Origin of the sequence: Paenibacillus aquistagni (genome assembly GCF_900177815.1) — a bacterium.
GTDB lineage: Bacteria > Bacillota > Bacilli > Paenibacillales > Paenibacillaceae > Paenibacillus_B > Paenibacillus_B aquistagni.
Genome location: NZ_FXAZ01000001.1, coordinates 1,068,192 through 1,094,509 on the forward strand (window position 1 = coordinate 1,068,192; position 26,318 = coordinate 1,094,509).

General features: G+C 44.6%; 33 protein-coding genes. 24 read left to right on the forward strand and 9 right to left on the reverse strand.

What is annotated here, in order from left to right; genetic code table 11:
- Window positions 1–28: 28 nt before the first annotated feature.
- The 3 genes from B9Y93_RS05035 to B9Y93_RS05045 are packed head-to-tail and all read left to right on the forward strand — an operon-like array spanning window position 29 to window position 1,694.
- Window positions 29–496, forward strand: coding sequence for a RidA family protein (locus tag B9Y93_RS05035; protein ID WP_244903288.1), 468 nt, complete (start codon window positions 29–31; stop codon window positions 494–496).
- A gap of 13 nt (window positions 497–509) precedes the next feature.
- On the forward strand, window positions 510–1,031 hold the full coding sequence (locus tag B9Y93_RS05040) for a hypothetical protein (protein ID WP_085493227.1): 522 nt from the start codon (window positions 510–512) through the stop codon (window positions 1,029–1,031).
- A gap of 42 nt (window positions 1,032–1,073) precedes the next feature.
- Window positions 1,074–1,694: a pyridoxamine 5'-phosphate oxidase family protein gene (locus B9Y93_RS05045; protein ID WP_085493228.1), complete on the forward strand. Its 621-nt coding sequence runs from the start codon at window positions 1,074–1,076 to the stop codon at window positions 1,692–1,694.
- Between the two features lie 212 nt (window positions 1,695–1,906).
- Here the strand turns inward: B9Y93_RS05045 and B9Y93_RS05050 are convergent, their stop codons facing one another.
- Window positions 1,907–2,350 (reverse strand): VOC family protein, encoded by a 444-nt coding sequence (locus tag B9Y93_RS05050; protein WP_085493229.1) that lies wholly within the window; start codon window positions 2,348–2,350, stop codon window positions 1,907–1,909.
- A gap of 85 nt (window positions 2,351–2,435) precedes the next feature.
- Between B9Y93_RS05050 and B9Y93_RS05055 the strand changes: the two genes are divergently transcribed.
- From B9Y93_RS05055 to B9Y93_RS05125, 15 genes are all read left to right on the forward strand, one after another.
- Window positions 2,436–3,383: a helix-turn-helix transcriptional regulator gene (locus B9Y93_RS05055; RefSeq protein ID WP_097675931.1), complete on the forward strand. Its 948-nt coding sequence runs from the start codon at window positions 2,436–2,438 to the stop codon at window positions 3,381–3,383.
- A gap of 125 nt (window positions 3,384–3,508) precedes the next feature.
- Window positions 3,509–4,051, forward strand: a complete 543-nt coding sequence (locus B9Y93_RS05060) for a hypothetical protein (protein WP_085493231.1) — start codon at window positions 3,509–3,511, stop codon at window positions 4,049–4,051.
- A gap of 278 nt (window positions 4,052–4,329) precedes the next feature.
- A complete protein-coding gene (locus B9Y93_RS05065; RefSeq protein ID WP_085493232.1) occupies window positions 4,330–4,626 on the forward strand; it encodes a hypothetical protein in 297 nt (98 codons plus the stop codon).
- Between the two features lie 108 nt (window positions 4,627–4,734).
- Window positions 4,735–5,346, forward strand: a complete 612-nt coding sequence (locus B9Y93_RS05070; RefSeq protein ID WP_176228851.1) for a phosphotransferase — start codon at window positions 4,735–4,737, stop codon at window positions 5,344–5,346.
- Between the two features lie 91 nt (window positions 5,347–5,437).
- Window positions 5,438–5,761: a GNAT family N-acetyltransferase gene (locus B9Y93_RS05075; RefSeq protein ID WP_258960775.1), complete on the forward strand. Its 324-nt coding sequence runs from the start codon at window positions 5,438–5,440 to the stop codon at window positions 5,759–5,761.
- 25 nt (window positions 5,762–5,786) lie between these two features.
- Entirely contained in the window at window positions 5,787–6,602 is an 816-nt protein-coding gene (locus B9Y93_RS05080) for a MerR family transcriptional regulator (RefSeq protein WP_085493235.1), read from the forward strand.
- Between the two features lie 119 nt (window positions 6,603–6,721).
- Entirely contained in the window at window positions 6,722–7,198 is a 477-nt protein-coding gene (gene tsaA, locus B9Y93_RS05085; RefSeq protein WP_085493236.1) for a tRNA (N6-threonylcarbamoyladenosine(37)-N6)-methyltransferase TrmO, read from the forward strand.
- 131 nt (window positions 7,199–7,329) lie between these two features.
- Window positions 7,330–8,385, forward strand: coding sequence for an NAD(P)/FAD-dependent oxidoreductase (locus B9Y93_RS05090; RefSeq protein WP_085493237.1), 1,056 nt, complete (start codon window positions 7,330–7,332; stop codon window positions 8,383–8,385).
- 245 nt (window positions 8,386–8,630) lie between these two features.
- Window positions 8,631–9,422, forward strand: coding sequence for a lipid II flippase Amj family protein (locus B9Y93_RS05095; RefSeq protein WP_085493238.1), 792 nt, complete (start codon window positions 8,631–8,633; stop codon window positions 9,420–9,422).
- Window positions 9,423–9,518: 96 nt separating this feature from the next.
- Complete coding sequence (locus B9Y93_RS05100; protein ID WP_085493239.1) at window positions 9,519–10,487, forward strand: GNAT family N-acetyltransferase; 969 nt, start codon at window positions 9,519–9,521, stop codon at window positions 10,485–10,487.
- Window positions 10,488–10,567: 80 nt separating this feature from the next.
- A complete protein-coding gene (locus B9Y93_RS05105; RefSeq protein WP_085493240.1) occupies window positions 10,568–10,984 on the forward strand; it encodes a hypothetical protein in 417 nt (138 codons plus the stop codon).
- 104 nt (window positions 10,985–11,088) lie between these two features.
- Complete coding sequence (locus tag B9Y93_RS05110) at window positions 11,089–11,784, forward strand: class I SAM-dependent methyltransferase (RefSeq protein ID WP_085493241.1); 696 nt, start codon at window positions 11,089–11,091, stop codon at window positions 11,782–11,784.
- Between the two features lie 54 nt (window positions 11,785–11,838).
- The gene (locus B9Y93_RS05115) at window positions 11,839–12,297 is read left to right on the forward strand and encodes a GNAT family N-acetyltransferase (protein ID WP_085493242.1); all 459 of its coding nucleotides are present in this window, start codon (window positions 11,839–11,841) and stop codon (window positions 12,295–12,297) included.
- A gap of 18 nt (window positions 12,298–12,315) precedes the next feature.
- On the forward strand, window positions 12,316–13,053 hold the full coding sequence (locus B9Y93_RS05120; protein ID WP_085493243.1) for an SDR family NAD(P)-dependent oxidoreductase: 738 nt from the start codon (window positions 12,316–12,318) through the stop codon (window positions 13,051–13,053).
- A 123-nt stretch (window positions 13,054–13,176) separates the two neighbouring features.
- The gene (locus tag B9Y93_RS05125; RefSeq protein ID WP_085493244.1) at window positions 13,177–13,485 is read left to right on the forward strand and encodes an antibiotic biosynthesis monooxygenase; all 309 of its coding nucleotides are present in this window, start codon (window positions 13,177–13,179) and stop codon (window positions 13,483–13,485) included.
- Between the two features lie 156 nt (window positions 13,486–13,641).
- Here B9Y93_RS05125 and B9Y93_RS05130 read toward each other — a convergent pair whose 3' ends face one another.
- Window positions 13,642–13,821, reverse strand: a complete 180-nt coding sequence (locus B9Y93_RS05130) for a hypothetical protein (RefSeq protein ID WP_085493245.1) — start codon at window positions 13,819–13,821, stop codon at window positions 13,642–13,644.
- A gap of 118 nt (window positions 13,822–13,939) precedes the next feature.
- On the opposite strand from B9Y93_RS05130, the gene B9Y93_RS05135 reads away from it, so the two are divergent.
- Window positions 13,940–15,772, forward strand: a complete 1,833-nt coding sequence (locus B9Y93_RS05135) for an ABC transporter substrate-binding protein (RefSeq protein WP_085493246.1) — start codon at window positions 13,940–13,942, stop codon at window positions 15,770–15,772.
- Window positions 15,773–15,886: 114 nt separating this feature from the next.
- On the opposite strand, the gene B9Y93_RS05140 is transcribed toward B9Y93_RS05135, so the two are convergent.
- Window positions 15,887–16,798 carry a LysR family transcriptional regulator gene (locus B9Y93_RS05140; protein WP_085493247.1) on the reverse strand — a complete coding sequence of 304 codons (912 nt, stop codon included), beginning with the start codon at window positions 16,796–16,798 and terminating at the stop codon, window positions 15,887–15,889.
- A 133-nt stretch (window positions 16,799–16,931) separates the two neighbouring features.
- On the opposite strand from B9Y93_RS05140, the gene B9Y93_RS05145 reads away from it, so the two are divergent.
- The 4 genes from B9Y93_RS05145 to B9Y93_RS05160 all read left to right on the forward strand — a co-directional run bounded on the left by B9Y93_RS05145 (window position 16,932) and on the right by B9Y93_RS05160 (window position 19,419).
- Entirely contained in the window at window positions 16,932–17,681 is a 750-nt protein-coding gene (locus B9Y93_RS05145) for an SDR family NAD(P)-dependent oxidoreductase (protein ID WP_085493248.1), read from the forward strand.
- A 259-nt stretch (window positions 17,682–17,940) separates the two neighbouring features.
- Window positions 17,941–18,135, forward strand: coding sequence for a DUF4177 domain-containing protein (locus B9Y93_RS05150; RefSeq protein ID WP_085493249.1), 195 nt, complete (start codon window positions 17,941–17,943; stop codon window positions 18,133–18,135).
- Between the two features lie 16 nt (window positions 18,136–18,151).
- Window positions 18,152–18,715, forward strand: a complete 564-nt coding sequence (locus B9Y93_RS05155) for a DUF1697 domain-containing protein (protein ID WP_085493250.1) — start codon at window positions 18,152–18,154, stop codon at window positions 18,713–18,715.
- Complete coding sequence (locus B9Y93_RS05160; protein ID WP_085493251.1) at window positions 18,712–19,419, forward strand: metallophosphoesterase family protein; 708 nt, start codon at window positions 18,712–18,714, stop codon at window positions 19,417–19,419. The genes B9Y93_RS05155 and B9Y93_RS05160 overlap by 4 nt, the downstream gene beginning before the upstream one ends.
- A 297-nt stretch (window positions 19,420–19,716) precedes the next feature.
- Here the strand turns inward: B9Y93_RS05160 and B9Y93_RS05165 are convergent, their stop codons facing one another.
- The 5 genes from B9Y93_RS05165 to B9Y93_RS05185 all read right to left on the reverse strand — a co-directional run bounded on the left by B9Y93_RS05165 (window position 19,717) and on the right by B9Y93_RS05185 (window position 23,861).
- Complete coding sequence (locus B9Y93_RS05165; protein WP_085493252.1) at window positions 19,717–19,926, reverse strand: cysteine-rich CWC family protein; 210 nt, start codon at window positions 19,924–19,926, stop codon at window positions 19,717–19,719.
- Window positions 19,927–19,968: 42 nt separating this feature from the next.
- Window positions 19,969–20,436, reverse strand: coding sequence for a GNAT family N-acetyltransferase (locus tag B9Y93_RS05170; protein WP_085493253.1), 468 nt, complete (start codon window positions 20,434–20,436; stop codon window positions 19,969–19,971).
- A 225-nt stretch (window positions 20,437–20,661) separates the two neighbouring features.
- Window positions 20,662–21,057, reverse strand: coding sequence for a YxeA family protein (locus B9Y93_RS05175; RefSeq protein ID WP_085493254.1), 396 nt, complete (start codon window positions 21,055–21,057; stop codon window positions 20,662–20,664).
- A 295-nt stretch (window positions 21,058–21,352) separates the two neighbouring features.
- A complete protein-coding gene (locus B9Y93_RS05180; protein WP_085493972.1) occupies window positions 21,353–22,612 on the reverse strand; it encodes an MFS transporter in 1,260 nt (419 codons plus the stop codon).
- Window positions 22,613–22,766: 154 nt separating this feature from the next.
- Window positions 22,767–23,861 carry a saccharopine dehydrogenase family protein gene (locus tag B9Y93_RS05185; protein ID WP_085493255.1) on the reverse strand — a complete coding sequence of 365 codons (1,095 nt, stop codon included), beginning with the start codon at window positions 23,859–23,861 and terminating at the stop codon, window positions 22,767–22,769.
- Window positions 23,862–24,031: 170 nt separating this feature from the next.
- On the opposite strand from B9Y93_RS05185, the gene B9Y93_RS05190 reads away from it, so the two are divergent.
- A complete protein-coding gene (locus B9Y93_RS05190; RefSeq protein ID WP_085493256.1) occupies window positions 24,032–25,111 on the forward strand; it encodes a helix-turn-helix transcriptional regulator in 1,080 nt (359 codons plus the stop codon).
- A 215-nt stretch (window positions 25,112–25,326) separates the two neighbouring features.
- Here the strand turns inward: B9Y93_RS05190 and B9Y93_RS05195 are convergent, their stop codons facing one another.
- Window positions 25,327–26,196, reverse strand: a complete 870-nt coding sequence (locus tag B9Y93_RS05195; protein ID WP_244903289.1) for a pentapeptide repeat-containing protein — start codon at window positions 26,194–26,196, stop codon at window positions 25,327–25,329.
- Window positions 26,197–26,318 lie beyond the last annotated feature (122 nt).

A 26,318-nucleotide genomic window follows, 5' to 3' on the forward strand; every position in this document is an offset into this window, starting at 1 on the left:
CGCTGTGCTGAGAAAAGGAGTGATTAGCTTGAGCGAGGAACGGAGTGGATACATCGATCAACGATTAAATGAGCTGGGAATTCAACTGCCGACAGCAAGTAAGCCAGCTGCGAAGTATGCGAATGCGGTAATCGTGAACGGCATCATGTATGTATCAGGCAAAGGTCCCGCTGGTAACCCGAGAGGGAAGCTTGGCAGCACCTACAATACCGACGAAGGATATAAATACGCTCGGCAAACAGGAATTGAGATTCTGGCTGTTGTTAAGGAAGCATTAGGGGAATTGGACCGGGTTAAGCGAGTTGTGAAGATTCAAGGTTTCGTGAATGCTGAGCCAGACTTTGATGAGCACCATAAGGTGCTAAATGGCTGTTCAGATCTCATGCTTGACGTGTTTGGTGAAAAAGGGGTTCATGCGAGATCCGTATTCGGTGCTGCGTCTGTTCGCGATAATCTTCCCATCATTGTAGACTCGATCTTCGAGGTGGAGGAATAGAGAGGGTCTTAACATGATCAAGAAGAAACGTTATACGGCTGTCTTGATTGCCATATTGTTAATGACAAATGCAATTCTGCTTGTTATCGTGATCAATCAGAAAAGTGATCAGGCTGTGTTAAGGGAAGGACTGCGTTTGTACGAGCTTGAAGGATCTGGTCAACATTGGGATATCGTTCATTATAAGGTGTTGATTACGCCTGACCGTATAAAAAGGGGATCGGCTAAACTGATTTACAAGGGTCAACCTGACGATATAGAAGACTCTGATTATTTTAGCTTTCTGATCATTGAAGGACAGAATCCAGTTTACAGCCAGGCAAGCTCAAGCACAGGAGGTCCTGTCTCGATATTAAATAATTTGGATGATATGGGGAGCATAGAGGGGCCAATATCAGACGATGATCCTCCACTTGATCGGCCATTAATCGAGCGCTCCAAAGCGAAGATGATATGGAATGACCGTGACGGCGTAACACATCAAGAAATCATTGAAATGAAGATTAGCTACGAGTATGAATATGCGGGATCATAATTTGTTTCTATAAATAGGAGTTCAAGATAAGGAGCGAAAGCGATGAGCCCTTTTAAAGATATGATTACAAAGGAAAGCGAACTTCGAGCATTATTAGGGCACCCGAGCCCTATAGCCATAGATAAGTCCATTGAAGAATTGGATGAGCACTGTGTTGATTATATTAAAAGATCACCGATGTGCTTCATCTCAACATCGAATCATAGCGGAACATGTGATGTATCACCGCGGGGAGATGCGCCGGGGTTTGTTCATGTCTTGGACAGCAAGCATCTCATTATTCCTGAGCGTCCTGGAAATCGGCGTTTTGATTCCATATTGAATATGCTGGATAACCCTCACATTGGTATTCTATTTATTATTCCAAGACTGGATGAGACCTTGAGAATCAATGGGAAAGCATGCATTGTCTCTGACTCAGACTTGCTGGATCAGATGGAAGTCAGAGGTAAATCACCTCTGATTGGAATTGGGGTTGAGGTGGAAGAATGCTTTATTCACTGCGGCAAAGCATTTAAACGCTCTAATCTATGGAATGTGGAGCATTGGCATGATCCTAGCGAGCTTCCGAATGCTTCAAAAATGATTGCGGCACATGCGAAGGAGCAGCCAGACAAGGTGCATGCCTCCTTGATGGAGACATACGAGAAGCGGTTGTATTAGGCTGTAGGCACAATTAAAACAACTTAATGTAAATCAGTAATGCATTGTGCGGCATTTTTTCCTTCCATACGCGTGATTGTAAGGGCTCAATAGACACGCAATAAGAACTCGATGATATCATTCTTATTGCTGGGTCCGTTGAGCCCTTTTATTATGGCAATATAACCTCTACTAAATTAGAAGAGGCTATTTAGCTAACCTTTCATTCTCTTTTAGGCTAAACGAGGGTCATACATAAGCTGAATATGCACGCCATAGGGATCTTGGACTATGCCGTATGCTTTACTGAAAGCATTTTCATGAAGCGGCTCAATGATCTGAACGCGATTATCACGTGTTAATTGCTCATAGAAACGCTGAATTTCTGCTAAATCAGCACTTTGAAGGCACAGCGAACAATGATTGCCTAGCTGATACGGCTCGCTTGGGTCCATCGTTTCTTCCGCAATCATCAGCTTCGTCTTTCCAATCTGAAGGACAGAGTGGGAAATGAAGTCTTTATTGTCTTCCGTTAATTCGAACGAAGGATCACGCTTCGCCATATCTGCATAAGTCACAAGCATAAGCTCCTCCGCCTGGAGATGTTTTTTATAAAATAGTATCGCTTCCTTCGCCTTGCCATTCATGGATAGAAAAATAGCTATTTCTAAAGTCAATGTAATGACCTCCTTAGATGTGATATGCTCTTAGCATACAATATAAAGGTATCAAATTATGACACCATTAAAGAGGAGTCTATGCATGAATAAAGCTGAACGCCTAAATGATATGCTGCAATTCATTAATGGCAAGAAGACGTTTAATCTCAAAGACATTATGGAGAGATATCGCATTTCAAAAAGCACAGCGATAAGAGACATTCAATCTCTAGAGAGGTTAGGCATGCCTATATATACAGAGCAGGGCAGACACGGGAAGTACGTTGTACTTGATAACCGCATTTTGAACCCGATTATTTTTAATGTAGATGAAATGTACGCCCTGTACTTTGCCATGCAGACTCTAAGTGCTTACAAATCTAATCCATTTGAATATGAAATGTTGAAGTTGGAAGAGAAATTCAATAAGGTACTGCCTAATCAAGCAAAGGTTCGTATTGAGAGGATGAAGCAGTTCTTGCAGTTTGAGGTGACCAACCACAGTAATGTAAGCCCTCATTTAAGAGCTATCATTGAAGGAATAATCGAAGAGAGCGTATATCTTGTCTCGTATTGCAAACAAAAAGCAGCTATTCAGATGACAGGTCAATTTATGAGATTAAGCTCTAAATTCGGGCAGTGGTATGCTACATTCTATCTTATCGATAAGAAAAAGGTTCAGGTGCTAAGATGCGATAAAATCATATCCTTAGTCTCAACTGACAATAGATCATCCATGAAGCTGGAGGAATTGCATTCGTTAGAGCAACACCATAAGCAGGCTGGAGCAACCTCTTTCTCTGTCATGGTGACAGAACAAGGGAAGGATGTATACGATAAGGAGCATTATCCTTCGATGTCCATTGAAGCCGTTGGGAGCGAGTATCTTATTACGGGATACTACAACGAGGGTGAAGAAGAATTTATCTCAAGTTATTTTTTGCGATATGGTAAATCATTGATTTCGGTTCATCCAGCGAAGCTGCAGGAGCTCATGAAGGACAAATTGCTGTCCACTTTGAAGCATTTAGATGGGATGCACGTAGAATAAGGTAACCAATCTGAATAGACATCATCTGATAATAAAGAAGCGAGTAATGAGCACCAATAGTGCTTGTACTTGATAGTATCATTCAGGATTGTACGTATACTTCATTGTGCAAAAGGAGGGTGTCTATGGAAACCCATGCACGAGTATCCGTGAAAGGATTTCTAATGCTAGGTATAATCATAGCTTTGATCTGCGGATGCTCTGATCAAGTCGAGAAAGAAAAGAACTACGAAAATAATGCAATTGAGCAGAGCGGCCTCATATGGGATGCAAAAGTAAAGCCAAACATTATCAAACGATCAGGTAAAAAATATTTTCAGATTGAATATACATTTAAAGGCACCTCAAATGAGCTTAATACGATAGATCGGATCAGCTTCGCTCAAGGTACTTCACTGGGTACTCAAATTATAAATGTGTTTGATCCATCCTATGTAGAAACTCTTTCCGAACACAACGATCATGATTCAATATATGATTTTCCGCCTGGAATCGTCATGGAGGAAATCAAGAATAGACCAACAAAGAGCTTCATTATCGATTATGATTGGATAGAGACGGTGAATGATCCGTATACCGTATGGGATGCGATTAGAGAGGATCGAATACTCATAACTATAAGTTGGGAAAAGAACGGCGAGACATACTCGGAGACATTACCTCAGTGAGAGCAGGTGCGAACATTGAACGATCACCAGTTGCTTGATTACTATTTAGCTATGCATCACTAAAATAGTTGAAGGGTTTACTCGATTTAAACAAGTCGAATGTTATGCCATGGTATTAATGAAGCCTTGAGGCGACGTTCTTGCTGAATTCGTTATGCAGGATCAGTGACAAGGTGATGTCTAACATAGAATGTGGAGAAAAGTATACTTAAACTGGTAGGTGAACCATAAATATGGTTAAGATAATGATAACGATTGAAGGATTGGAGGGGTAGAAAATGAAATCAAGAAAATTGCTGTTCCTTCTTATGATGGTGGCTGCCGTGGTTATGTTATCAGGCTGTGTGCCAGGAGACGGAAGCTACAGTGCACAGGAACCAGCAGGCTTCTTCTGGGGAATATGGCATGGGTGGGTCGCTCCGATCTCATTGATTATTGGCCTTTTTAATGACAGCATCCGTATATATGAGGTATACAATACCGGCTGGTGGTATGATTTAGGCTTCTACATCGCGGTTATTAGCGGTTTTGGAGGAATCTCACTCTTTCGCAACAAAAAAGGAAAGCGTGACTAGCTGATACTGCTACCTCGCTAACCATTTTGTATGATGCTTTATGCTTTATCGCAATTCCATTAGCTCATCTTCGAACATAACGATGATGGGCTTTTTTATTTTTTCAAGGTGAGATGGCTTCAGAACAAAGCTCCTGTTCCAAGGTTCGTAAGCTATTATGAAGATGATACCAAAGAATATTTGTGTTTAACCTATATAGAAGGAGAACCTGCCTCAGATTACAATTCAAAGGATACGGAAGAATCAGTAGGTTATCTAGTTGGTCGTACACTTAGGGAACTGCATCAACTGCCAATCAATGAATGTCCATTTAACACGTTTACACCGACAAAACTTGTTGATCAGGTCGAAGAAAATATCGGGAAATTTCCCGAACAGGTGGTTGACGCAGCAAAAAAGACATTTCCAAATGAGAGTCTGGACATGCTGATGAATTTTTTACATCATAATAGGCCTCCCATGGATAAATGGGTTTTTACACACGGTGATTATGGGACAGGGAATGTAATCATTAGAAATGGTAAAGTTGAAGCCTTTATTGATCTAGACGGTGCCGGAATATCTGATCCCTATTATGATATTTATTATATGATTAAAAGTCTTACTGTTTATTCCCATCGACATGATCAAGTGAGTGAATTCCTGAGAGGATATGGGATCAAAGAATTAGACTGCAATGCATATAAATTCCATCATATAGTAGATACGCTGCTATTATAATATCTATCAAACCATGTAAAAACCAATAAGTCTGATTCATTCTAGTCAATAATGTACAAATATTCAGCCCTTAACCCAAACGCTAGCAGATATCGAACAAGAGTATGAACAACAGCTCTTTCTCAAAGCCATGGTGGGCAGTCGAATTATAGGTTCAGTTCGAGCATATGAAGAAAATAATACATGCAAGGTTGGCAAGTTAATCGTGCATCCCGATTACGAAAATAAGGGGATCGCGACTCGGCTGATGAGTGAGCTCGAAGCTAGATTCCAACATTGCAAGCGCTATGAGCTTTATACTGGATTCAAAAGCGAACGCAATCTTTACTTATATGACAAACTTGGCTATCGCAAGTTCAAGACGATAGAAGTCCATGATCATTTGAGCTTTGTCTACTTGGAGAAGTACAGATAGAAATACTTGAAGCAGGGTGATAATAGTGTTTAAAATCGGTGAATTCTCAAAACTAACGCAAGTATCCATTCGGATGCTCAGGTATTATGATGAGTTGGATTTGTTTAAACCAGCGCAGATCGATAAGCTTACGGGGTACAGGCTGTATTCGGCAGAGCAAATTCCTGTTCTGAATAAGATTATCTTTTTAAGAGATGTAGGGTTTACCGTTGCTGAGATCGCGATTGCTCTTGAACATTGGGATTGTTCTTATATTACAGATCAATTGCAGAACAAGAGGCTTCATATTGAAAAGACAATTCATGATGAGCAAAGAAAAATAGATAAGATTAAACTGGCCATAAAAGATATTGAAGAAGAAAAGCTTCCCATTCATTACAATGTCACCATAAAGAATATTCCTAGCTGCCAAGTGCTATCACTGCGACGGACGCTACCTACTTACTACGAAGAAGGCCAGTTATGGAAAGATATGGTTCAGCATGCTTCCGAACATCAGATCTCGTTAAGCAGCAGCACCTTTTCTATTTATCATGACAATGAGTATAAAGAACGCGATGTGGATGTCGAACTTTGCTCGGTTGTAGAAGAGAAGGGGAGAAGCATGGGAGAGATCGTGTTTCGCAGTACAGAGCCGATTCCGATGATGGCTTGCACAATGATACATGGCTCATTTGATCATATTGCTGAAGCATATGGTTCATTTGCGAAATGGCTGCTAGAGAGTAAACAGTATCAAATGTACGGTCAAAACAGACAGATTGTCCATCGCGGACCGTGGAATGAAGATAACCCTGCCAATTATTTAACGGAAATTCAAATTCCAATTCAATGGCTTTAACAGATGAAATCTTGCTATCTTGCAACTATGTTGCAAGATTTTTTTTGACTCTCACATGGTGATAGGGTCTACACTGATCTTGTAAGCGTAGATCACAATCTAGAGGAGGAATAAATGAAATGTATACTCTTAATGTTCGTCCAATTGGAAGTGTTAAGGCAAGTGAAGCAGGAATGCAGATAGTGCTGAAAGAGGAGTATATTCCAGCCTTGCAGGAGTTGCATGGCTTTAGTCATCTTAACATCATTTGGTGGTTTAGTGAGGTTAGTGATGAAGAGGGTAGACATAACCTAGAAGTGAAGCAACCTTATAAATGGTCTCCTGCGATCATGGGAGTGTTTGCGACAAGATCTCCTTTTCGTCCCAATCCCATTGCTCTAACATCTGTGCAGGTTAATGTTATCGATACTGAAAATGGCGTAATTCATATCCCTTATATCGATGCTCATGACGGCACACCAATTCTTGATATCAAGCCGTATACCCCGAGTCTGGACAGAGTGGAAAGCCCGAAGACACCAGAATGGTGCAGGCATTGGCCTAAGAGCTTAGAGCAGTCCGCTGATTTTGATTGGCAGGATGAGTTCCAATTCTAATACTCAGATCTAATGGATAATCGTGTCATTCCAATATCTAGGCAATATTGTTGTTGATTGTTTCCTTCCACTCTGCTAAACTAACGATATTGATAATCATTATCACTAATCTGTGGGAGGATAACACAGCGATGAATACAAGAGAGATACTAGATGTAACGATAATTGGTGGAGGTCCTGCTGGACTTTTTGCAGCATTTTACAGCGGTTTGCGTGAGATGAGCACGAAGATCATTGAATATCAATCCTTTTTGGGTGGCAAGGTCAACATATATCCGGAGAAAATGATTTGGGATATCGGAGGTTTAACGCCAGTTACAGGTGCAGAGCTTATCGAGCAGATGATCAAACAGGGGATGACGTTCAATCCAGAAGTTGTTCTTGGTGAGAAGGTGACATCCATCTCAAAAGAAGAAGATGGGATATTCAAGCTACATACGTCTTCAGGCCAATTCCACTATTCAAGAACGGTTATTCTTGCTGTTGGCGGAGGGATCATTAACCCTACCAAGCTTAACATCGAAGGCGCTGAGCGCTTTGAGGTAAACAATCTGCACTATACGGTAAAATCACTTGCACGCTTCAAAGATAAAACGGTTCTTATCTCAGGTGGCGGAAATGCAGCAATCGACTGGGCGAATGAGCTTGAACCGATTGCCAAAAAAGTGGTTCTGACCTATCGCAAGGATATCTTGAAGGGTCATGAAGCTGAAGTGACACGTCTTAAAGAAAGCTCTGTCGAATGCTTGCTGAATACTTCTATCGAGAAATTGATAGCCGCTGACAACCATGACAAGGTGGAGAAGGTAATTCTGCGCCAGGCGGAGAGTGGCGAGGAGCTTGAAGTGCAGGTTGATGAAGTAATTATTAACCACGGCTATGAACGTGACAAAGATCTTCTGAAGAACAGTGAAGTGAAGATCGAGATGCTCGATGAATATTGTCTCGCTGGAACTTCATTAAGTGAGACTTCGGCTCCAGGCGTTTTTGCGGCCGGAGACATCCTTCACCACGAAGGCAAGGTTCATCTTATCGCTGGGGCATTCCACGACGCAGCGAACGCGGTAAACCGCGCGAAGCTGTATATATCGCCTGAAGCCAATTCCTATGGCATGGTGTCATCGCATAATGATCTCTTTACGGAGAAAAATAAAGAGTTGAAACAACAGCTCTTAGCAAACAGCTAGCATGCAAATGTGCATTGGGGCAAGCTTGATGCTTTTCTCAATGCAGGGAATATGATACAATTAATAACAAATATCGCAAGACCCGGCAATGGATACGAATCTATAATGCTGGGTCTTTTCTCATTCTTCCAGCATTGGACTTTTTAATTGTAGTTAAAACAAACCTAGCTGAAACGTACACGACACGCATAAACTGTAATTGAATGGAGCAAATGATATGTACATAAGATTCTTGGTGATGTAATTTGATTAATCAACTTTTTACGGTTTTTCTCTTAACTATGGTCATTCACGCAGCAGAAACTTTATCTTATTCCCTGCGTTATGCAGGGGTGAAGCTGAACAAGATTGCAGTGGCGCTGTCTTTAACAGGAATGTTGGTCTTGGTGTCAAGAACAGCTAACCTGATTCAAGCACCTTTAACTGCTAAATTTATCGATTTAGCGAAAGTGGACCCAACATTTCCAGTGTTGGATTACCTTCGGTTTGTCATTTTAGCAGCGACGGCGGGTACAGGCATTGCCATCCTATTATTTCCTTCCTTTGTTCCTATATGGGGGAGAGTGATTTCTAAACTAGAGGTCGCAGGCTCACTGCCCAGGCTCATCTCGAGTGTGACCATACAGCAATTAAAGAATGCGAAGCATTATTTGCGCAAGCCCACATTTCGCCTTCACACATTTCGCTATTTAGAAATTCCCAAGAGATTCATTATCCTTAACATTTTGGTAACAGCCATCTATACGATTGGAGTTATGTCATCATTGTATGCGGCTCACTTGGTCCCAGGATTAAGCACAACCGCTTCTCAATCCTCTGGACTGATTAATGGAATAGCGACGATCTTGCTAACCATCTTTATTGATCCTCAAATAGGGTTAATCACAGACAAAGCGATTCACAACAAGGATTACAGACAGCAATTGGGCAAGATCTATGTTTTGCTAATGGTCTCTCGACTGTTTGGCACGTTAGTGGGTCAGTTGCTGCTAGTACCGGCTGCACTCTTTATTAGTTGGATCGTCCAATTGATTTAATGGCCAAGAAGCTGAAGGTTCTATGTGCTGATGAACAGCTCCATTCGTTAACGAGCAGGGAGAGCATTGAAGTTATTATTCAGCTGAGGTGATCAAATGTCTTATTTCGTACGAAATGTCCAATTGCCACAGGATTACGATTCCATTGCCAATCTATTAAATACAATCTTATCTGAGGTTACGAATAGCGAAGAATTAGCCGCTGAGGATGCCAAAATCCCAACAACAGGCTCCTTGTACTTAAATGCAGATGGACAGCTAAGCGGCTTTGATCGTCACCGTATCGTTGCGGTGAATGCTCAAGGAAAGGCTGCGGGGTACGGTATTAGCTGGAGAGCCCCGTGGACGGCAGCAGGTGAGCTTAATCAGACTCTTGCAGTAGATCCTGCTTATCGAGGACACGGTATCGGAAGCATGTTGTATGAGCAGCTGGAGGCGTGGGCGGTACAGAATGGCGCAAGTCGACTCAACATTGAAGTCCGCGATGACGATGAGCACTCCATTCGATTTGCAGAACGATGGGGATATCAAGTGGAACGGCATACATTTGAGTCGGTGTTGGATTTGAACCTTTTCGATACGTCGCGCTTATCATGGATGGACCGCGAGGTTCATATCGTCCCTTTATCAGAGCTTGATGCCGCTGTATGGGAAGAGAAGCTGTATGAGCTGTACAAAGAAACATCCTATGATATTCCGGGATTCAGTGGGGATTTCTTTAACTTCGATGACTGGAAAAAGTGGACGCTTCAGCTGCCGGGATCAAAACCAGAGCATATGCTGCTGGCTTGCGATGGAGATCAACTAATGGGTATGGCCCATCTCCTTTATTATGAATCGACCAACAGCATGTATCATGAATATACCGGAGTGAAGAAGGAGTACCGCTGCAAGGGAATCGGCAAGACGCTTAAGCTGCGGACGATTGAACTAGCGATACAGCAAGGCATCAGCTATATGAGAACCCATAATGATTCTCTTAATAGACCAATGCTTAAGATTAATCGGGATGAGCTTGGATTCAAGGCCGTACCAGGAAATTACAAGATGATTAAGGATTTATAATCAGCTTCCTTTATCAATTAGACAAAAAAGGATGGCGTAAGCGTAACAATAACAGAAGGCTCGTGAAAGGGGGAAGGGTTATGATTGTTGAGTTTGCATGTCTTCTGCTCGTTATCGTACTTGCCTATGTAATCTGGCAGCGAATGGCTGCTTTCAAAAAGGAGTACCCGCGCAGCAGCTATCGTCTTGTTGATTACATGTCCAACTTCTATGGTCTCCAATCCTTAGGTATGAAGCAAATACGCGGCAATGGCGTTCTAATGGTCACTGACGATGCCGTAGTCTTTGAAATGTATCTTCCTAAGAAGCGATTGATCATCCCCGTTTCGGATATCCTTTCTGTTGAAAAGACGCAAGAACATCTTGGTAAGCTGGGGTGGTCCTTGCTCTGTGTACGATATCAGGTTGGGGATCAACATGAAACCACTGCCTGGCGTGTCAAAAATGTTGATGCTTGGATTATGGAGCTTAATCAGTTAAGATTTAGAAAAGCTTAGTTATACATGCATGCGCTGCTGGATTACGATCAAATGGTCTGTCACCACGATCTCGCTGAAGTGCTCATATCTCACGATGTACGCTTAACATAGGAGGTATTCTGATGCGATGTAAAGAGTCATTTGCTGCCACCATGGAAAAAGAAGAGAGATGCAGTCCCGATTATCCCCAAGTGCTTTTTCGAGATCTTCGACGATATGCAGGATATGAATCAGAGTGTGACATTCTAGGGATTGGCAGTGGCTCAGGAACAGCAATATCTGTCCTTCATAAGCTCGGGTTCAAGACATTTTATTGCCTTGAAGCAGATGAGCAGCGATTGCAGCGTACGACTGACAAATTCAAGTCAATGACTGGATTTCAAGCTCGGAATATTGCTTTAAATGATTGGCAAGCACAAAAACAGCGTGTAGATCTAGCCATTGTATGTTCTACTCCCGTATTCCATATGCTTGAGAATGGTTGTGAGCAGTTGTATCAAACGCTTAAGCCTGGTGGAACGTTGGCCATGTGCTTAGCACATGAGCTTTCCGATTCGCTAGATCATGCCAAGCAATCCCAAGACATTCATGACGATGGAACCCTTCCTTCACCTTCAAGCATTATACACGCTGCAGAACCTTTCCAAAGACGCATAAATTCCTATAAATACATCATGGAAAAAAAGGGACGGTTCCAAAATGTAACCGTTATCGAATATCGCTGGGATGCCCATGTAGACGAGCGTGGGAGCGCAGTCAAAACGCAGCGGCTAGCTGCATTGATTGCAGGCGTGAAACCAAAGAACGAATCGCTGTAGATTCAATGCAATGATCCATTGATCAATATAGAGCAAGAAGCGAGGAGAACAACCATGACTCATCCTTTTCATATCGAACAAGCCACCATCCGTGATCTTGATTCATTAGTCATTATTTTTGATCAGTATCGAGCTTTTTATCAGCAGCCGTCTAATCTGAAAGAAGCGAAAGCCTTTTTATATGACAAATTCGAGCATCGGGAATCAATCCTTTTTGTTGCGAAGCATGAGGAGACTGATCGTATCATAGGCTTTGTGCAGCTGTATCCAAGCTTCTCCTCGATTTCCATGAAGCGCACATGGATCTTAAATGATCTCTTTGTCGATCCTTTTCACAGGCAGCAGGGGGTTGCGCGCGAGCTGTTGTCAGCTGCCAAAGATTATGCCGTACATACTCGTTCTAAGGGACTTGAGCTCTCAACCGCCATTGACAATGGCACCGCTCAGAAGCTCTATGAACAATTCGGATTTAAGCGCGATGAGGAGTACTATCATTATTTCCTAACCATTTAGCGAGGGAGGAATGTATGGATGAAACGAAGTCAATTCATCATCACAGGTGCTTCTAGAGGGATTGGAGAACAGCTATCACTCATGCTGCTAGAGAATGGTTTTCCTGTCACGGGCATCGCAAGAGGGCAATCGGAGCGCTTGATGCAGCAGCCCGGCTATACTCACATCCACTATGATCTCGCAGATCACGATGGACTTGATGCACTGATTCAATCGCAGATTCACACGGTTCAAGATGACATTGAGCTTGTCTGCCTCATCAACAATGCGGGCATGCTTGAGCCGTTAAAAGCTATTGAGAGATGCAGTGCCAAGGAGATTGAACATCATTTCCAAGTCAGTCTAGTGACTCCCATTATATTAACTTCGGCATTCATTCGTCATACGAAAAAGTTGAATATAAAGAGAAAAGTGATTAATCTTACTTCAGGTTCAGGTACTTATCCCGCTCCACATATGAGTGTGTATTGCACAGCAAAGGCAGGCATTAACATGTTCACTCAATGCGTAGGAGCAGAGCAGCAATTCACGGAGAATTCGGTAGAAATCATCGCTGTTGATCCCGGCATGGTGGATACGGACATGCAGCGCCAAGCAAGGAGTCAGGATCGAGAGGCGTTTGAGATGGGACCCGCTTTTCAGCAAGCTTATGAGACTGGCCAGCTCCTAGCAAAAGAGGAGATTGGGCGGCATCTGCTTCGCTTGATAGGCGTCTCTTTTGATACTGGGAAGTTAGTTATGTATTCAGATGGCTAATCGGCTTGTGATTTGAACTGCTGCTCCAACGTTCAGTATAATGATAGTTAAGGAAGATCTAACCATGGCCTATTTACGTTCGGATCGAACTGCGGAGGCACGATAAGATTGGAGGAGATATTCATGTTCGTTGTAACCAATACCATTCGTATCAAGGAGGGCTTTGGAAGCCAAGTAGCTGATCGCTTCGCGCAGGCGAAGGGTGTACAGACCATGCCTGGCTTTGTCCGTATGGAGGTCTGGCTTGGACAAGGAGCTGAAGGCGAAGAGGAACTCAAGGTATGCACAGTTTGGGAAAATGAGGATTCCTTTAAGCATTGGACGGCTAGTGATGCATTCAAGGAATCACATCGCGGTGGCGGTGGAAGCAAAGAATATATGCTGGGTGCTTCTCTCAACAAGTATCAATTGGTTGTAAGTCAGCAAGCCTGAGCTCACCGTATGACTTGATGATAGTAAAAATAGATATAGCGTGCTTACTTTGTAATTTGAGGTGAAGCACGCTTTTTCGCATGTTATGGCGTTTTTTTGTATAGGGTGCGTGTTGCTTTTCCTCTTTTCTCCTTTTAGCGCCCTACATGTTCAGTTTTAGAAAAATGAACTGATTTTTTGCAGCATTTGTGAGATCCTTCTATGATGCTGGCGCAGCTTCAGTTTATGGTTAATCGCTTGACGGTGAAGATATAGCTGCTTCTTATCCCAACGGATCATTTCTTCCAACTCATATTCTTGAAGCTTTGCTATGAAGTGAACCTCGTGTTCATACATGTTTGATTCCCCCTTTACGTTCATTATGCACTCGCCATCGATGAGGAAAAAGAGTATAGTTTTAACAAGCCATTTCCTCTTTTAGAGTAATGAAAGGTTGGAAAGGGAGGGGAAGCGAATGATTGCAATTGAACGCTACTGCACGCTCTATGACAAGCTCAGAGACAGCGGTGGAAGGCTGAGGCAGCCAGTGGAAGTGTCGCTTGAGCAGTTGGCAGACACATGGTATTGTACGGTGCGCAACGTAAAACTCATTATACGCAAGCTGGAGGAGGAGCACTGGGTCGAGTGGCGAGCAGGGCGAGGAAGAGGGCATCTGTCTCGCATCACACTCCTAATTGAAAAAGACAGTCTGCTGCTTGAGCAGGCTCAAAGCCTAGCCAGCCAAGGCGAATACAAATCAGCCTTTGCGTTAATGGATGACTATCTTGATGATGTGCAGGTTAAATCCATGTTCATGAGCTGGCTGAACGGTCACTTTGGCCATCGCAAGGAAACGAGGCATGGCATGAATGATGCTGATGTGCTTCGTTGTCCAGTCTACTTTCCTTTAACTACGCTTGATACGGCCGAGCTCGTCTATGCTTTTGACTCACATATGGTTAGACAATTGTTCAATACACTAGTGCAGTTTGATCATGTAAGGAACTGCATTGTCTCTTCAATTGCACATACATGGGAGCATGATGAAGAAGGTAAGGTCTGGACCTTTTATCTTCGAAAAGGGATTATGTTTCATCATGGAGTGGAGCTAAGCGCTGATGATGTCATCTTTACATTGAATCGTCTGCAAGCGGATCGTACACAAAGCTGGATGGTTCGCACAATCGATTCCATCGAGAAGCTCAGCCATTACGCGATTCGGCTCTATTTGACAATGCCGAACTGGCTGCTGCCCCGGCTCTTATGCTCGACGACGATGTCAATCATTCCAATGGACTGGGGAGGCGTTCAGGAAGCGGAATATTGGGAGCTTCCTTCCGGGACAGGGCCATTTCGCATCATGGAATGGAATGACAATCAGTGCATTCTTCAAGCGCACACCGCTTATTTTCAGGGGAGACCTCACCTGGATGAAGTGAGAATTGTTTTCTTGCCGAGCGACTCGGCAGCTTATGCGGACCAAACCAATTGGTCAGGTCTGATGTATGGCATGGATTACAGCAAGACGATGACGGATGCGGAATGGAAAAGGGTGGAGTGGCTGTCTAGAGGATGCAATCTTATTCATTGGAATATGAACAAGGACGGTCCCCATCAATCGTATGTATTCAGACGCGCGCTGAATGTGCTCTTAGACAGGCAGCGCATGATTCAAGAGCTGGAAGAAGATCGCGTATATCCAGCGAGAAGCTTCTATCCGAAGGAGACAACGCCGCTGGAGAGAGACTTATTCGATCCAGGCTATGGCATGAAACTATTGAAGGAATCGGGATATGACGGCTCCAAGATTGTGATCATGACCTATGCTAAGCACGAAAAGGATTTATACTGGCTTCAATCGCATTACAGCCAATATGGCATTGTTATTGAGGTTCAGATTGAAGATTGGAGAACAGTGAGAAAGCCAGAGAGATATCAGCATGCGGAGGGTATGCTGAATGGCTTTATTCTTGCAGAAGAAGAAGTGTGCTTGCTGGAGTTGTTTGAACAGAAAGGAAGTTATATTAAAGAATGGATGACTCCAGACATGAACAACTGGATACACGATATGCTTAACCACGTCCTTTGCTGCCAGCAGCCTGAACATCGCTGGCTGCGCTTTGCTGATATTGAGCGCCGAATTGTGGAAGATGGCTCCGTGATGCCGCTGCTTCATAAGAAGTTCAATACGAAGTATCATCAAAGGGTGCGGGGGATTGGGACGAACACACTGGGATGGATTGATTTCAAGGACATCTGGGTTGCTCCGCGAGAAGCTGAGCTCACACAAAAATCCAATCTCACATAGAAGATGAGGCCGTTCATGGGAACGGCCTTTTGCAATTAAGAATGCCTCTGGCCGTATCGGCAATAGCTGGATTGAGGTCTTCTGAGCACCTCTTACCTTTTTATACCGCCTGCGCTAGGAATTCCGATATTGGGACAATCGGTACTTTAGCTTCTGAATAAAGAGCTCTGATGCTTTAGGAAAGTGCTTTCCTTCGGCACGGACCCACCCGAGGTCTACAGGGATGGAATGATCCACCTCAAGCTTGACTAATACAATCTCGCCTTGCTGAACAGAAGGCTCATTCCAGAAGGAAAAGTCCACGCCGATGGTAGAAGCAAGTCCATCCCGAACGGCTTTGACAATAGCAGATGTATTATTGGTGTAGAAGAGGATATTCGCAGGATCAAGCTCTTGTTGATGCCGCTCCATAAACCATTTTAAATAGTCTTCATTGTACAGCACCAAGCCTTCATGCTGAATCTCTTCTAACTTGACGGAGGTGCTCAAGGCGATTGGCGAATGTCGATTGACGGCTATGACCATCTGGCCTCGCAGCAGTCGGCCAATGGAGAGCCCAGCAGACTTCTGCTGGAATTGATCGGAGAGCAGCACAAGTCCTAGATCAGACTGATTTCTCCTGACATCCTCCAGGATATGATCAATGCCTTTTTCTTCAATATTGAATTGAATGTAAGGATAATCACGCTTGAAGTCCAAGATGGCATCCATCGCAAGCAGCAATGGACCTGGAAACGCTGCAAGTCGAAGCTCGCCAATCTGGGTATTGTTATAACCAGTTGCTTCAGCGCGAAGCTCATCGGCTTTGGCTACCACTTCGTAGGCTTTTTTGATGAGCACCTGCCCTTCAGGGGTTGGCGCAGCTCCTGTGCGAGAACGGATAAACAGGGTTACACCGAGCTCATTCTCCAAGTTGGCGATCGATTGGCTGACTGCAGACAATGTAATATGAAGATGCTGAGCCGCTGCCGTAAACGAACCTGCTTTGGCTACTTCTACCAGGCATACTAATTGATCCAGCTGCATGACGATATCCTCTCCTTAAGCAACCCTTAAGGTAGGGTTAATAGGTTTAAATATCCTTAATGATATATAAGGGTTACAATGAAATCAAGCAAGGATATTTATCACACATTTCTAAGCATTGGGGGAATTATAGATGTCTATGAAAAGAGTGGCCGTGATAACAGGTGGAGCAAGTGGGATTGGTAGAGAAACATGTATCAAGTTCGCAAAAGAAGGAGATCAAGTCATTGTAGCCGACTTTAATGAAAAAGGCGGCCAAGAGACGGTCGAGCTCATTCGCAGCGCCGGAGGAGAAGCAGAATTTGTTAAGGTAGACGTAACGAAGCTTGAAGAAGTAGAAGCACTCGTCGAGAAAGCTGTTGGCTTCTACGGCCGAATCGACATAATGTTCAATAATGCAGGGATTGGCGGGGCAGGACCCGTGCTGACGCAGGATATGGATCTCTATCATCGGACGATTAATGTGAACCAGCATGGTGTTGCTTACGGGATAATCGCAGCAGGCAATAAAATGAAAGCGCTGGGCATCCAGGGCGTCATCATTAATACCGCATCAGTTTTTGGTTTCTTGGCTTCCCCGGGAACATTCGCTTATCATGCAACGAAAGGCGCTGTGATCATGATGAGCAAGTCTGCAGCGCTTGAATTGTCGCCATACGGGATTCGAGTTGTCGCTGTGGCTCCTGGCGCCGTTGATACGCCAATTATTCAAGGCTTTAAGGATCGCGGGATGCTCGACAGCATGCGTGCTAAAGTGATCGGTGGAGAACTGACCAAGCCTGAGATGGTTGCAAATACGGTGTACTTGCTATCCTTAAAAGACGCAGAAGCCATCAATGGCAGCGTTGTCATGGCTGACCAAGGCTACGCTTCCTTCAAGTAATATTCATATGCATATTGCGATGAACGGATAAATGCCCGTTCATAACGTGCGGCGCTTACATCATCCTTTTAGGACTGTAAGCGCCTTTTTTAGTTTCTGTAATCTGCTAGAAGTATCGCGATCATTGCGATCGAGACGTAAGGAATCCACATCAAGCAGGGATTATAGGGTGCAAGGTCGAAGGTAATTAAGATTCGAAAGGGTTTGGTTGAAGTTCATGAATAATCAGCATATAAGCTTAGCGCAAAGGAGAATCGCAATGGAACTATGGGAATATCGAACACTCAAATACGCTACTGGAGGCTTCTTGGGAGGCAAAATTGATGAACAGGAATTCCAAGATGAACTAAATGAGTATGGAAGCCAAGGGTGGGAACTGGTTTCCTGTTTCGATACAAGTCAGTCGCAAGGAGCTTCTCGAGATATTATCGTGGTCTTTAAACGAAAAAAATAATCTGGAGGGCGCTGCAATGACGACATTTATAGCCTTGCTAAGAGGAATTAATGTAGGCGGCCATAATAAGATTAAGATGGCTGACTTAAAACAGCTGCTAGGATCCCTTGGACTCATGAACGTAGAGACGTATATTCAAAGCGGCAATGTCCTGTTTGAAGCCAATCAAGATGAATCCAGCCTACAACGATTACTTGAGGAAGAAATCAAAAAAGCATTTGGTCTTACCGTCACTGTCGTACTTCGAACTGGCAAGGAGTTTCTCCAAGTGGCGAATCATTGTCCATTCACTGAAGCGGAGATTAGGTCCGCACAGGCAGCAGCAGCTGGCGAATGCCTGCATGTTGCTTTTTTACTCAAGCAGCCCACTGCTGAAGGAGTAGAGCTTCTGAAGCCTTACGAGAATGATGCTGAGCAATATCATATAGCAGGTCGTGAAGTGTATTTGCTGTATCATGATAGCATCCGCAATGCTAAGCTAGGAAGCCGACTGCATAAGCTGGGCACGCCTGCAACCGTCCGTAATTGGAAAACGGTGTTGAAGCTTACCTCCATGATTGAATCGAGGGATGTGCGATGAGACGTACTCTGGTTGTAAGTGATATTCATGGCTGTATCAAACCGTTTAACCGGCTGCTGGAACAAGAAGGGTACAACCCTGCAGAGGACCAGCTTATCCTGCTTGGAGATTATGTTGATCGCGGGCCTCAGAGCAAAGAAGTGGTTGAACGCGTCATAGAGCTTGTTCGAGAACAAGGTGCAATTGCACTTAGGGGAAATCATGATCATCGTTTCGCTCAACTCATACGTACGAATCTGCCTGATACGAAGGCCCGCTTCCTCAAATATGGGGGAGTTGCGACACTTTCCAGCTATGTGAAGGCGAGCAAGCCTCCCAAGCCTTTAACCACCTCCAATGCCAAGATTCAATACATTCGTAAACATTATGCCAGTCATATCGAATTCCTTGAGCAGCTTCCGCTATATCATGAGGATGAACAGCATATCTATGTGCATGCAGGCATTAATCCGAAGTATGCAAGATGGCAGGACCAGCCTGAGCATGATTTTATGTACATACGTGATGAATTCCATTATTCCAAGCTTGAGACCGAGAAGACGGTTGTATTTGGGCATACAAAGACGAGCAAGCTGCACGCATCATCGAACATTTGGTTTGGGGAAGGCAAGATCGGAATCGATGGCGGCTGTGCGTATGGCAAGCAGCTCAACATGCTGATCTATGAAGAGGGAACGTACAGAGCTGCGTATGTCTTAGGCTAACGACGTTCAAGCAGTGAGGACTCACAATAATGGAGCCTTGATAGAATTGTGGATTAAGCTAAATAGAGGATTAAGCTAAATATACGATAAAAGCCCGCAAAATGGCGGGCTTTTTGACTATAATAAGATTTGCATGTAAGTCTCAGTCGGTACCCGCATCTAATGATGGCGATAAACCCTACCCAGACAACGCGGTCTCTCATCTGTGAACGGCCTCAACTTGATAGAGGCTTTCTCATGAGAACGTACAGAGCTGCCAATGCATACAATTGTACCTGCTCTTGATATCGATAACGCTTATGAAATGTGTTGGTTGAATTCATTCACACAGGCTTGGCATACGCAGGCTTTTCGCCGTTTATCCGCAGGTATTTGCTGTAGCAGTTCCTTCGGTACGGATGTGGTCATACACCAGCAGTCGGTATGGGGTCTGCCCGCCTGATAAGCACAATGATTGGGCTTTCCACATAGTGGACAGATCTTAGGGTCAATCTCAGGAGTAGTCATGAATATAAGCCACCTTCTCGATAGGTTTCGCTGAATGGAACATCATAGCGTTTTGATATACCACATATCACATGCGTAATGCTCTGATTCTTGCAGCGGCTTGTCCATTGCGGCAAACCCGTGCTTCTGATAGAACTTATTCGCAGCAGTCATATTGCTCAGCGTCTCCAGATAACACTTCTCATAATGCTGCTTCGCAAACGCTAGTGCCGTTTGCAGCAGTTCATTGGCAATGCCTGATCCGCGCGCTTCATTCAACGCATACATTTTTTGCAGCTCACAGATCTGGGGGAAGCCTTCAACGGGGCCAATCCCGCAGCCAGCAATGATGTTGTTATTTTGTTCCACAACCCAATATTTGGAGTATGGCTGTTGATACAATTCATAGAAGTTGCCTAGGTTAGGGTCAGCCCAAGCTGTACCAGATTTATTCGCCCCAAATTCAATGAGACAGGTCCGAATGAGCTGTTCCACCTGGTGATTGTCTCGCTGTTCGATCTCTCTTAGCATATCGCTTACCTCACTACTTTCTAATGTCGTCATAGATAGATGTACACTATTATACTAAAACGCAGCCTATTGTGCATTTTTAGCAGATTGCGTAGGAGCTTAACATAAAAACACCTCCAAGATTATCTTCCGATCGAAAAAGGAAGTGTATCCTAAGGTGTTTTTGGAAGAGCAAAAGCCAACTCCTACAATCTCGTTAGCTGACGTTAGTAAAGCTTAGTCCGATTATAGTCCCAACTTTTCCTTCGTCTTATCTGGCACTTGGTCAACTTGAACTTCTTCGTAGCTGCCGATTAGATAGTAGCCCTCTTTATCCTGCAATTCCTGTACTTTTACGAGGAGTATCGCATTCAAGCGAAGATTCTTATTCGCGCTGAAGGTAATTTTTTTGGCAGCTCCATTTTTGTCATAAGCGCTTTGTACATAGTTGTAGCGAATGATGCTATCCTTATCCTCAAACTGGATGGTCTCTTCTTGGCCGTTTTCTGTTACGACAACGTACATATCGCTTGTATTCATTTGCTTTTTCAACTTGGAAAAGTCGATCTTGGTCACGAAGAGCGCTCCAAGAACGATGCTAATAATGAGAACAGCATACACGATTACTTTGATTGGTTTCATTTCAAGATCACCTGCTTTAATTAATTCACTGATAACAATAGTTTAGCGAACCTGAAGCGATCATGACATGGATTAGGCTTACGGCTGCATGACGATATTGTAAGGGGAGAGAGGAGCTAGGTGATTTACAGTGAAGTCAAGTTGAATTGCGCCTTGGGGATGTTGATCGGATATAAGTGAAGCAGCATAATAGGGTCCGTTATAAGGACTGATGGAACTTGATGATTCAAAGCATTACAACGAGGCTCTGCACCTTGCAAAGAAGGCATGATGCAGAGCGAATCGCTGCGCAGCTTTAAGGCTTTGCATGCCGTTGAGACCATAGCATGACGGGGATCAAGATTAAGGACAGCATGCCACCGATTAGGGACAAGACTGCGTAGCTGGATTGTGCCATGACCATTCCCGAAAGTGCACCGCCTGATGCACCGGCAAGGGCAACGAGAACATCTACGGTACCTTGTGTTTTAGCTCTGGTCTTGGCTTGAGTAGCATCAACGATTAAGGCTGTGCCGCTGATCAGGCCAAAATTCCAACCTAGACCAAGCAGCGCCAGCGCTGCAATGAGCATAACCATGGAATCTGCTGGAGCAAGGGCAGCCAGAAGTCCGGCTGCAAGCAAGGTGATGCCGGAAGCAAAGGTCATAGCCTTGCGTCCGATCTTATCGACGAGCATGCCTGTCAGCAGAGAAGGAAGGTACATCGCACCAATATGAATGCTAATGACCAGCCCTACATCATGCAAGCCATGGCCATGATGCTTCATATGAACAGGTGTCATCGTCATAATAGCTACCATGACCATTTGCGTTAATACCATTACCGCAGCTCCAACGATGATGCCTTTCTTGTTCGCAGCACGATGATCATCTGTCATATGCTGCAGGTCAGCCGTCCCTTGTTGTTGATTATCCGCCAAGCTTCTGGCAACCATGTACGGATCAGGTCGGAGCAGGAAAAATAAAATGAAGCCTGCTGTGATAAAGGCAGCGGCTGACAGTATAAATGGCCCTGCCAGCGAGGGGATGCCAACGGACTGGGCGAATTGTCCCATAACCCCAACAAGATTAGGTGCTGCTACCGCACCCAACGTTGTCGCGACTAAAGCAACGCTGACTGCGGTAGCCCGCTCCGTCTTCTTCGCCAAGTCTGTCCCAGCATAACGAGCCTGCAAGTTGGAAGCCGTGCCCGCTCCGTATATAAATAACGAGATAAATAGCAGAGCCACGCTGTTCCAGATGGTCGCAAATATGACGCCGATTGAGCCTATGCCGCCAAGCAAGAAGCCGGTTGTTAGGCCGGCACGGCGTCCTAAACGCTGTGAGAGCCGTCCAACGAGCACGGAAGCGCACGCTGAGCCCAGCGTTAGCAGTGCAGTTGGGACTCCAGCTAATTGATCAGTCCCTAGCATATCCTGAGCAAGCAGTGCTCCTACCGTTACACCAGCCGCAAGGCCTGCACCGCCAAATATTTGAGATAAGACAACAATGTACAAGGTTCGCTTATATAAGCGGCGCTGTGCTTCCTCAGAAGTCCAATTCGCACGAGCGTGTATCTTTACCCGGCCATCTTCTAATGGGGTATGCGTCAAGAGGCATTACCGCCTTTCTGTATCGTAATTGGTTTCAATAGACGCATACTCGCATTTGCACTTGAATCGAAAAGAGCTTGATTGCATGGTGAGCTGTAGTCTTCATGATCGTTATTCATTATAAGGGGAAATGAACAGCTTTGGAATCCACTTTAACTACATATTCAGCAGCAGCTTTAATTATGGAATGAATCGCATTAGGATCTAAGAGCTGCTCGATGTGATATACGCCATGCGGGAAAAAACCTTCATAGGCTTTTTGTGCGGCAAATACGGCGGTTAGGGCCGTCATTTGGGCCTCATGCTGACCGTGCAGGAAGCATTCGACAACCGTCGGGCTGCCTTCAGTAATCCCATAAGCATCGACCTTGACAGCAAAGTCCGCGCTCCCGAAGTGCAAGCGTTTCATGCTGCGAACCATATACTGCTTCATCCACTCATATTTACAGAGTTGGAGCAAGCCGACTGATCTTGCGGCTGCAATTCCTGCCGTGACAGCCGCAGAATCGAAGCAAAGGCGTGTAGACACGGTTGGAATCCCTAAAGTTCTTGGAACAATATGCTGATCTGAGAAATTAAAGCGATAGGCCGTTTTTGATCCAATAGCTCCTCCGAAGTCAACGCGCTTCCCCTCTGAGAAGCTTGTAACGGGATGTGGAATGCCTCCTTGAATCACGCTAAACCTTGAATGCAAGCTGTGAACCGTCCATTCGATCGCGGCTTGCCCATGCTCATCTCCCATGCCTAGCATGATTGCAATATCGATCTGCTCGGCTTTGTCCATGAGCTCAACGGCTTGAAGGGCCATGAGATTGGTTAGTCCAGGTGCAAGTCCAACGCTTAGCACACCTGCAGCACCATGCTCCTTGGCTGCATGGTGCAGGGTCTCGACCTGCTGAAGAAAGGAGTAGCTTGCAGAAATATCGATATAGTGCGTTCCGCTTAATAAACAGGATTGCACAAAGTGATCCTCATCTTGGTCAATGCACATCATGACAAGCCTGACGTGCTCCAATAGCAGCGGATCACAGGGTTCATGAACATTCAGCTGAAGAGGTCTTACTTTGCCTCCGGTTGTTCTGCAATATTGTTCAGCTCGCTCTAGGTTGCGACCAGCGGCTATGACTCTTCCTGGATACATTTCACCGAGCAGGCTGCATATCATTTTCCCTACATGTCCGTAACCGCCAACGACTAAAATATGCTCTTTCATGCTGCCACCTTCTTCTTTCTATATTGGTGGACCTTATATATACTAACAGTACATATAATGAATAGGTTCCTATCCAAATTATAGTGAAGCGGTGAGAAGTAACCATCCCAACAATCTGGGGTTTTCGTGTTGCCTATATCGTTCAAGAGTGAATTACAAGGAGAAGCGCCATGGATCATATGTCATACATCAAACAGAAGATCAAGGATTTATCATACGCAATCCTTTCCTCTCAGCAATATCGGGGGAAAGTGCTTGACTATTTGAAGCGCGCAGTACCCTTCGATGCAGCTTGCTTTACAACCGTTGATCCTGATACTTTATTGTCTGCGGGATCGGTAACGGTGGGAGATGTTGAGCAGATGCATCAACGATTGTTTGAACATGAATATGTCGTTGAGAGCGAGGATTATAACAGTTTTCAAGCTTTAGCAGCGAGCGAAGATCCTGTTGGGACGCTTAGTCATGCAACACAAGGGCTTCTGGAACGCAGTGCTCGATATCGGGAGACCCTTCAGCCAACGGGTTATGTGGATGAGCTCCGAGCAGTCATAAGGATGGAGGGGAAAGTCTGGGGATTTCTGATCTTATTTCGAAGTCAGCCAAACACCTGCTTTTCTGAAGCAGAGCGATCCTTTATTTCATCAATAGTGCCAACTATAGCTGGACAAATGCGTGATCTCACCGCAGCGATTCCAGCCGAGAAGTCGCAATGGAAAGTGATTGGAACGGGGATTTTGGTTCTTACTGAAGATATGGAGATGATCTCATATAACCAAGAAGCGACAGATTACCTTTCCTTGCTGCAGTCCTGGGAAGAGGTTAGTGAGGATGTCCTTCCTAGACCGATCCGCGCGGTATGCAGCAAGGCTTTGTCGAGACGAGAAGATAAGACCAATCGCGATTCATTGGCAAAAGTATGCATACGCATACCGAGAGGTCCTTTTATAACGATCCGCGCAAGCAAGCAGATGACCGTTCAGCACATGACACAGCTGGCTGTCATCATAGAGCCGGCTGCTGCTTCTGAACTGCTGCCGCTGATGGCCGACAGCTATCGCTTAACGGATCGTGAGAAGGAGATCCTGATGCAGCTTGTTAAGGGAAGCTCCACGGCTGATCTAGCCAAGTCCCTGCATATTTCTGCTTATACGGTTCAAGATCATTTAAAGTCTATCTTTATGAAAACAGGAGTGAGAAGCCGGCGAGAGCTTATTTGGAAGGTTCATTCCCGTTTCTCCATCCAGTAGGCGCGCAGTCCTTTTCAAACTTTTGCTAAGCACATTATGCATGTAGCTGCATAATGCCATTAATTGAAGACCAACATATGAGCCTTATGTAATAGCACAAAACCCATCGATAGAGGATGGGTTTTGTGCTTCTTCAGGTTATGATTTTACATTAGAAATGATTGGATTCGGTTTGTCCCATGCCATTCGTAGGGTGGCATGGGAATCTCCTTAATCTAGGATATCCAATGGGAGGGACGATTGAGATAAGCGGGAATCTGCGTATGACAGTCTCCCTTTGCTGCATTCAACTGGAATTGAGTCACAAATAGACTCTCGGATAGATTTGCTCCTCTAATATCGGTATCGCGGCAATCCGCTCCAATGAGATCGGCAAAGCTGAGATCAGCCCCGCGAAGGTCTGCTGCTATTAGATATGCGCCTCTCAAATTCGCCCCTTGCAGATTCTCGCCTTTGAGCTTGGCTCCGATGAGATCTGCGCCGCGTCCGAAAGAGGTGCGGCGCCCCTTGACGTGCTTGAATTGCTTATTGGCTTCCGCGCGAGCCCACTCACTGACTTTTGTCAGACAAGTATTTACGTTTGCGCGATGTGAACCAATATCAGCTTGCAGAAGCGCGTCAGGCGGTTGATCGATCATTTGCCTCGTTGTTTCATATGCGGATTCAAGCTCTTGCTGAAGCGTGCCTGCAGTTGGTAAATGAAGAGCTTGTATGAGATACCAAAGTAGTTCATGCAGCTGCCACATGATAGGAAATAGGGAAAACATTGCGGCTTTCGTCTCAGGGAATTTCTTCCAATCTTTGCCCCTGTAGGTAACCTGCGACACCTGCTGGCCAGCACCAAAGCAATCAAATACCGTACAGCCCCGATAGCCAATTTCTCTTAGCTCCGTATGCACTTGACATCGATAGTCGGATTGAAGATTAGAGCAGGGAACGCCAGCATTTTTATCCTTGGCGAAGTCAGACGAAGCAGCGTATGGAAGCGCGACACAGCACAGCCCAAAGCAGCTTTCACAATCAGCATGTAATGGACGAAGTTCTTGTACGTAGGATAGATTTCTAAGATTTTGATAAGAAGACAATGGCATGACCTCCTAACCACCAGGCTGATATTGTTCCATTTTGTGGTTGCCATTAACGTTCTTATCTTACAACTTGCTGCATTTTGACGTCAACGAAGCTTTTTGAATACTTGTTCAGTATC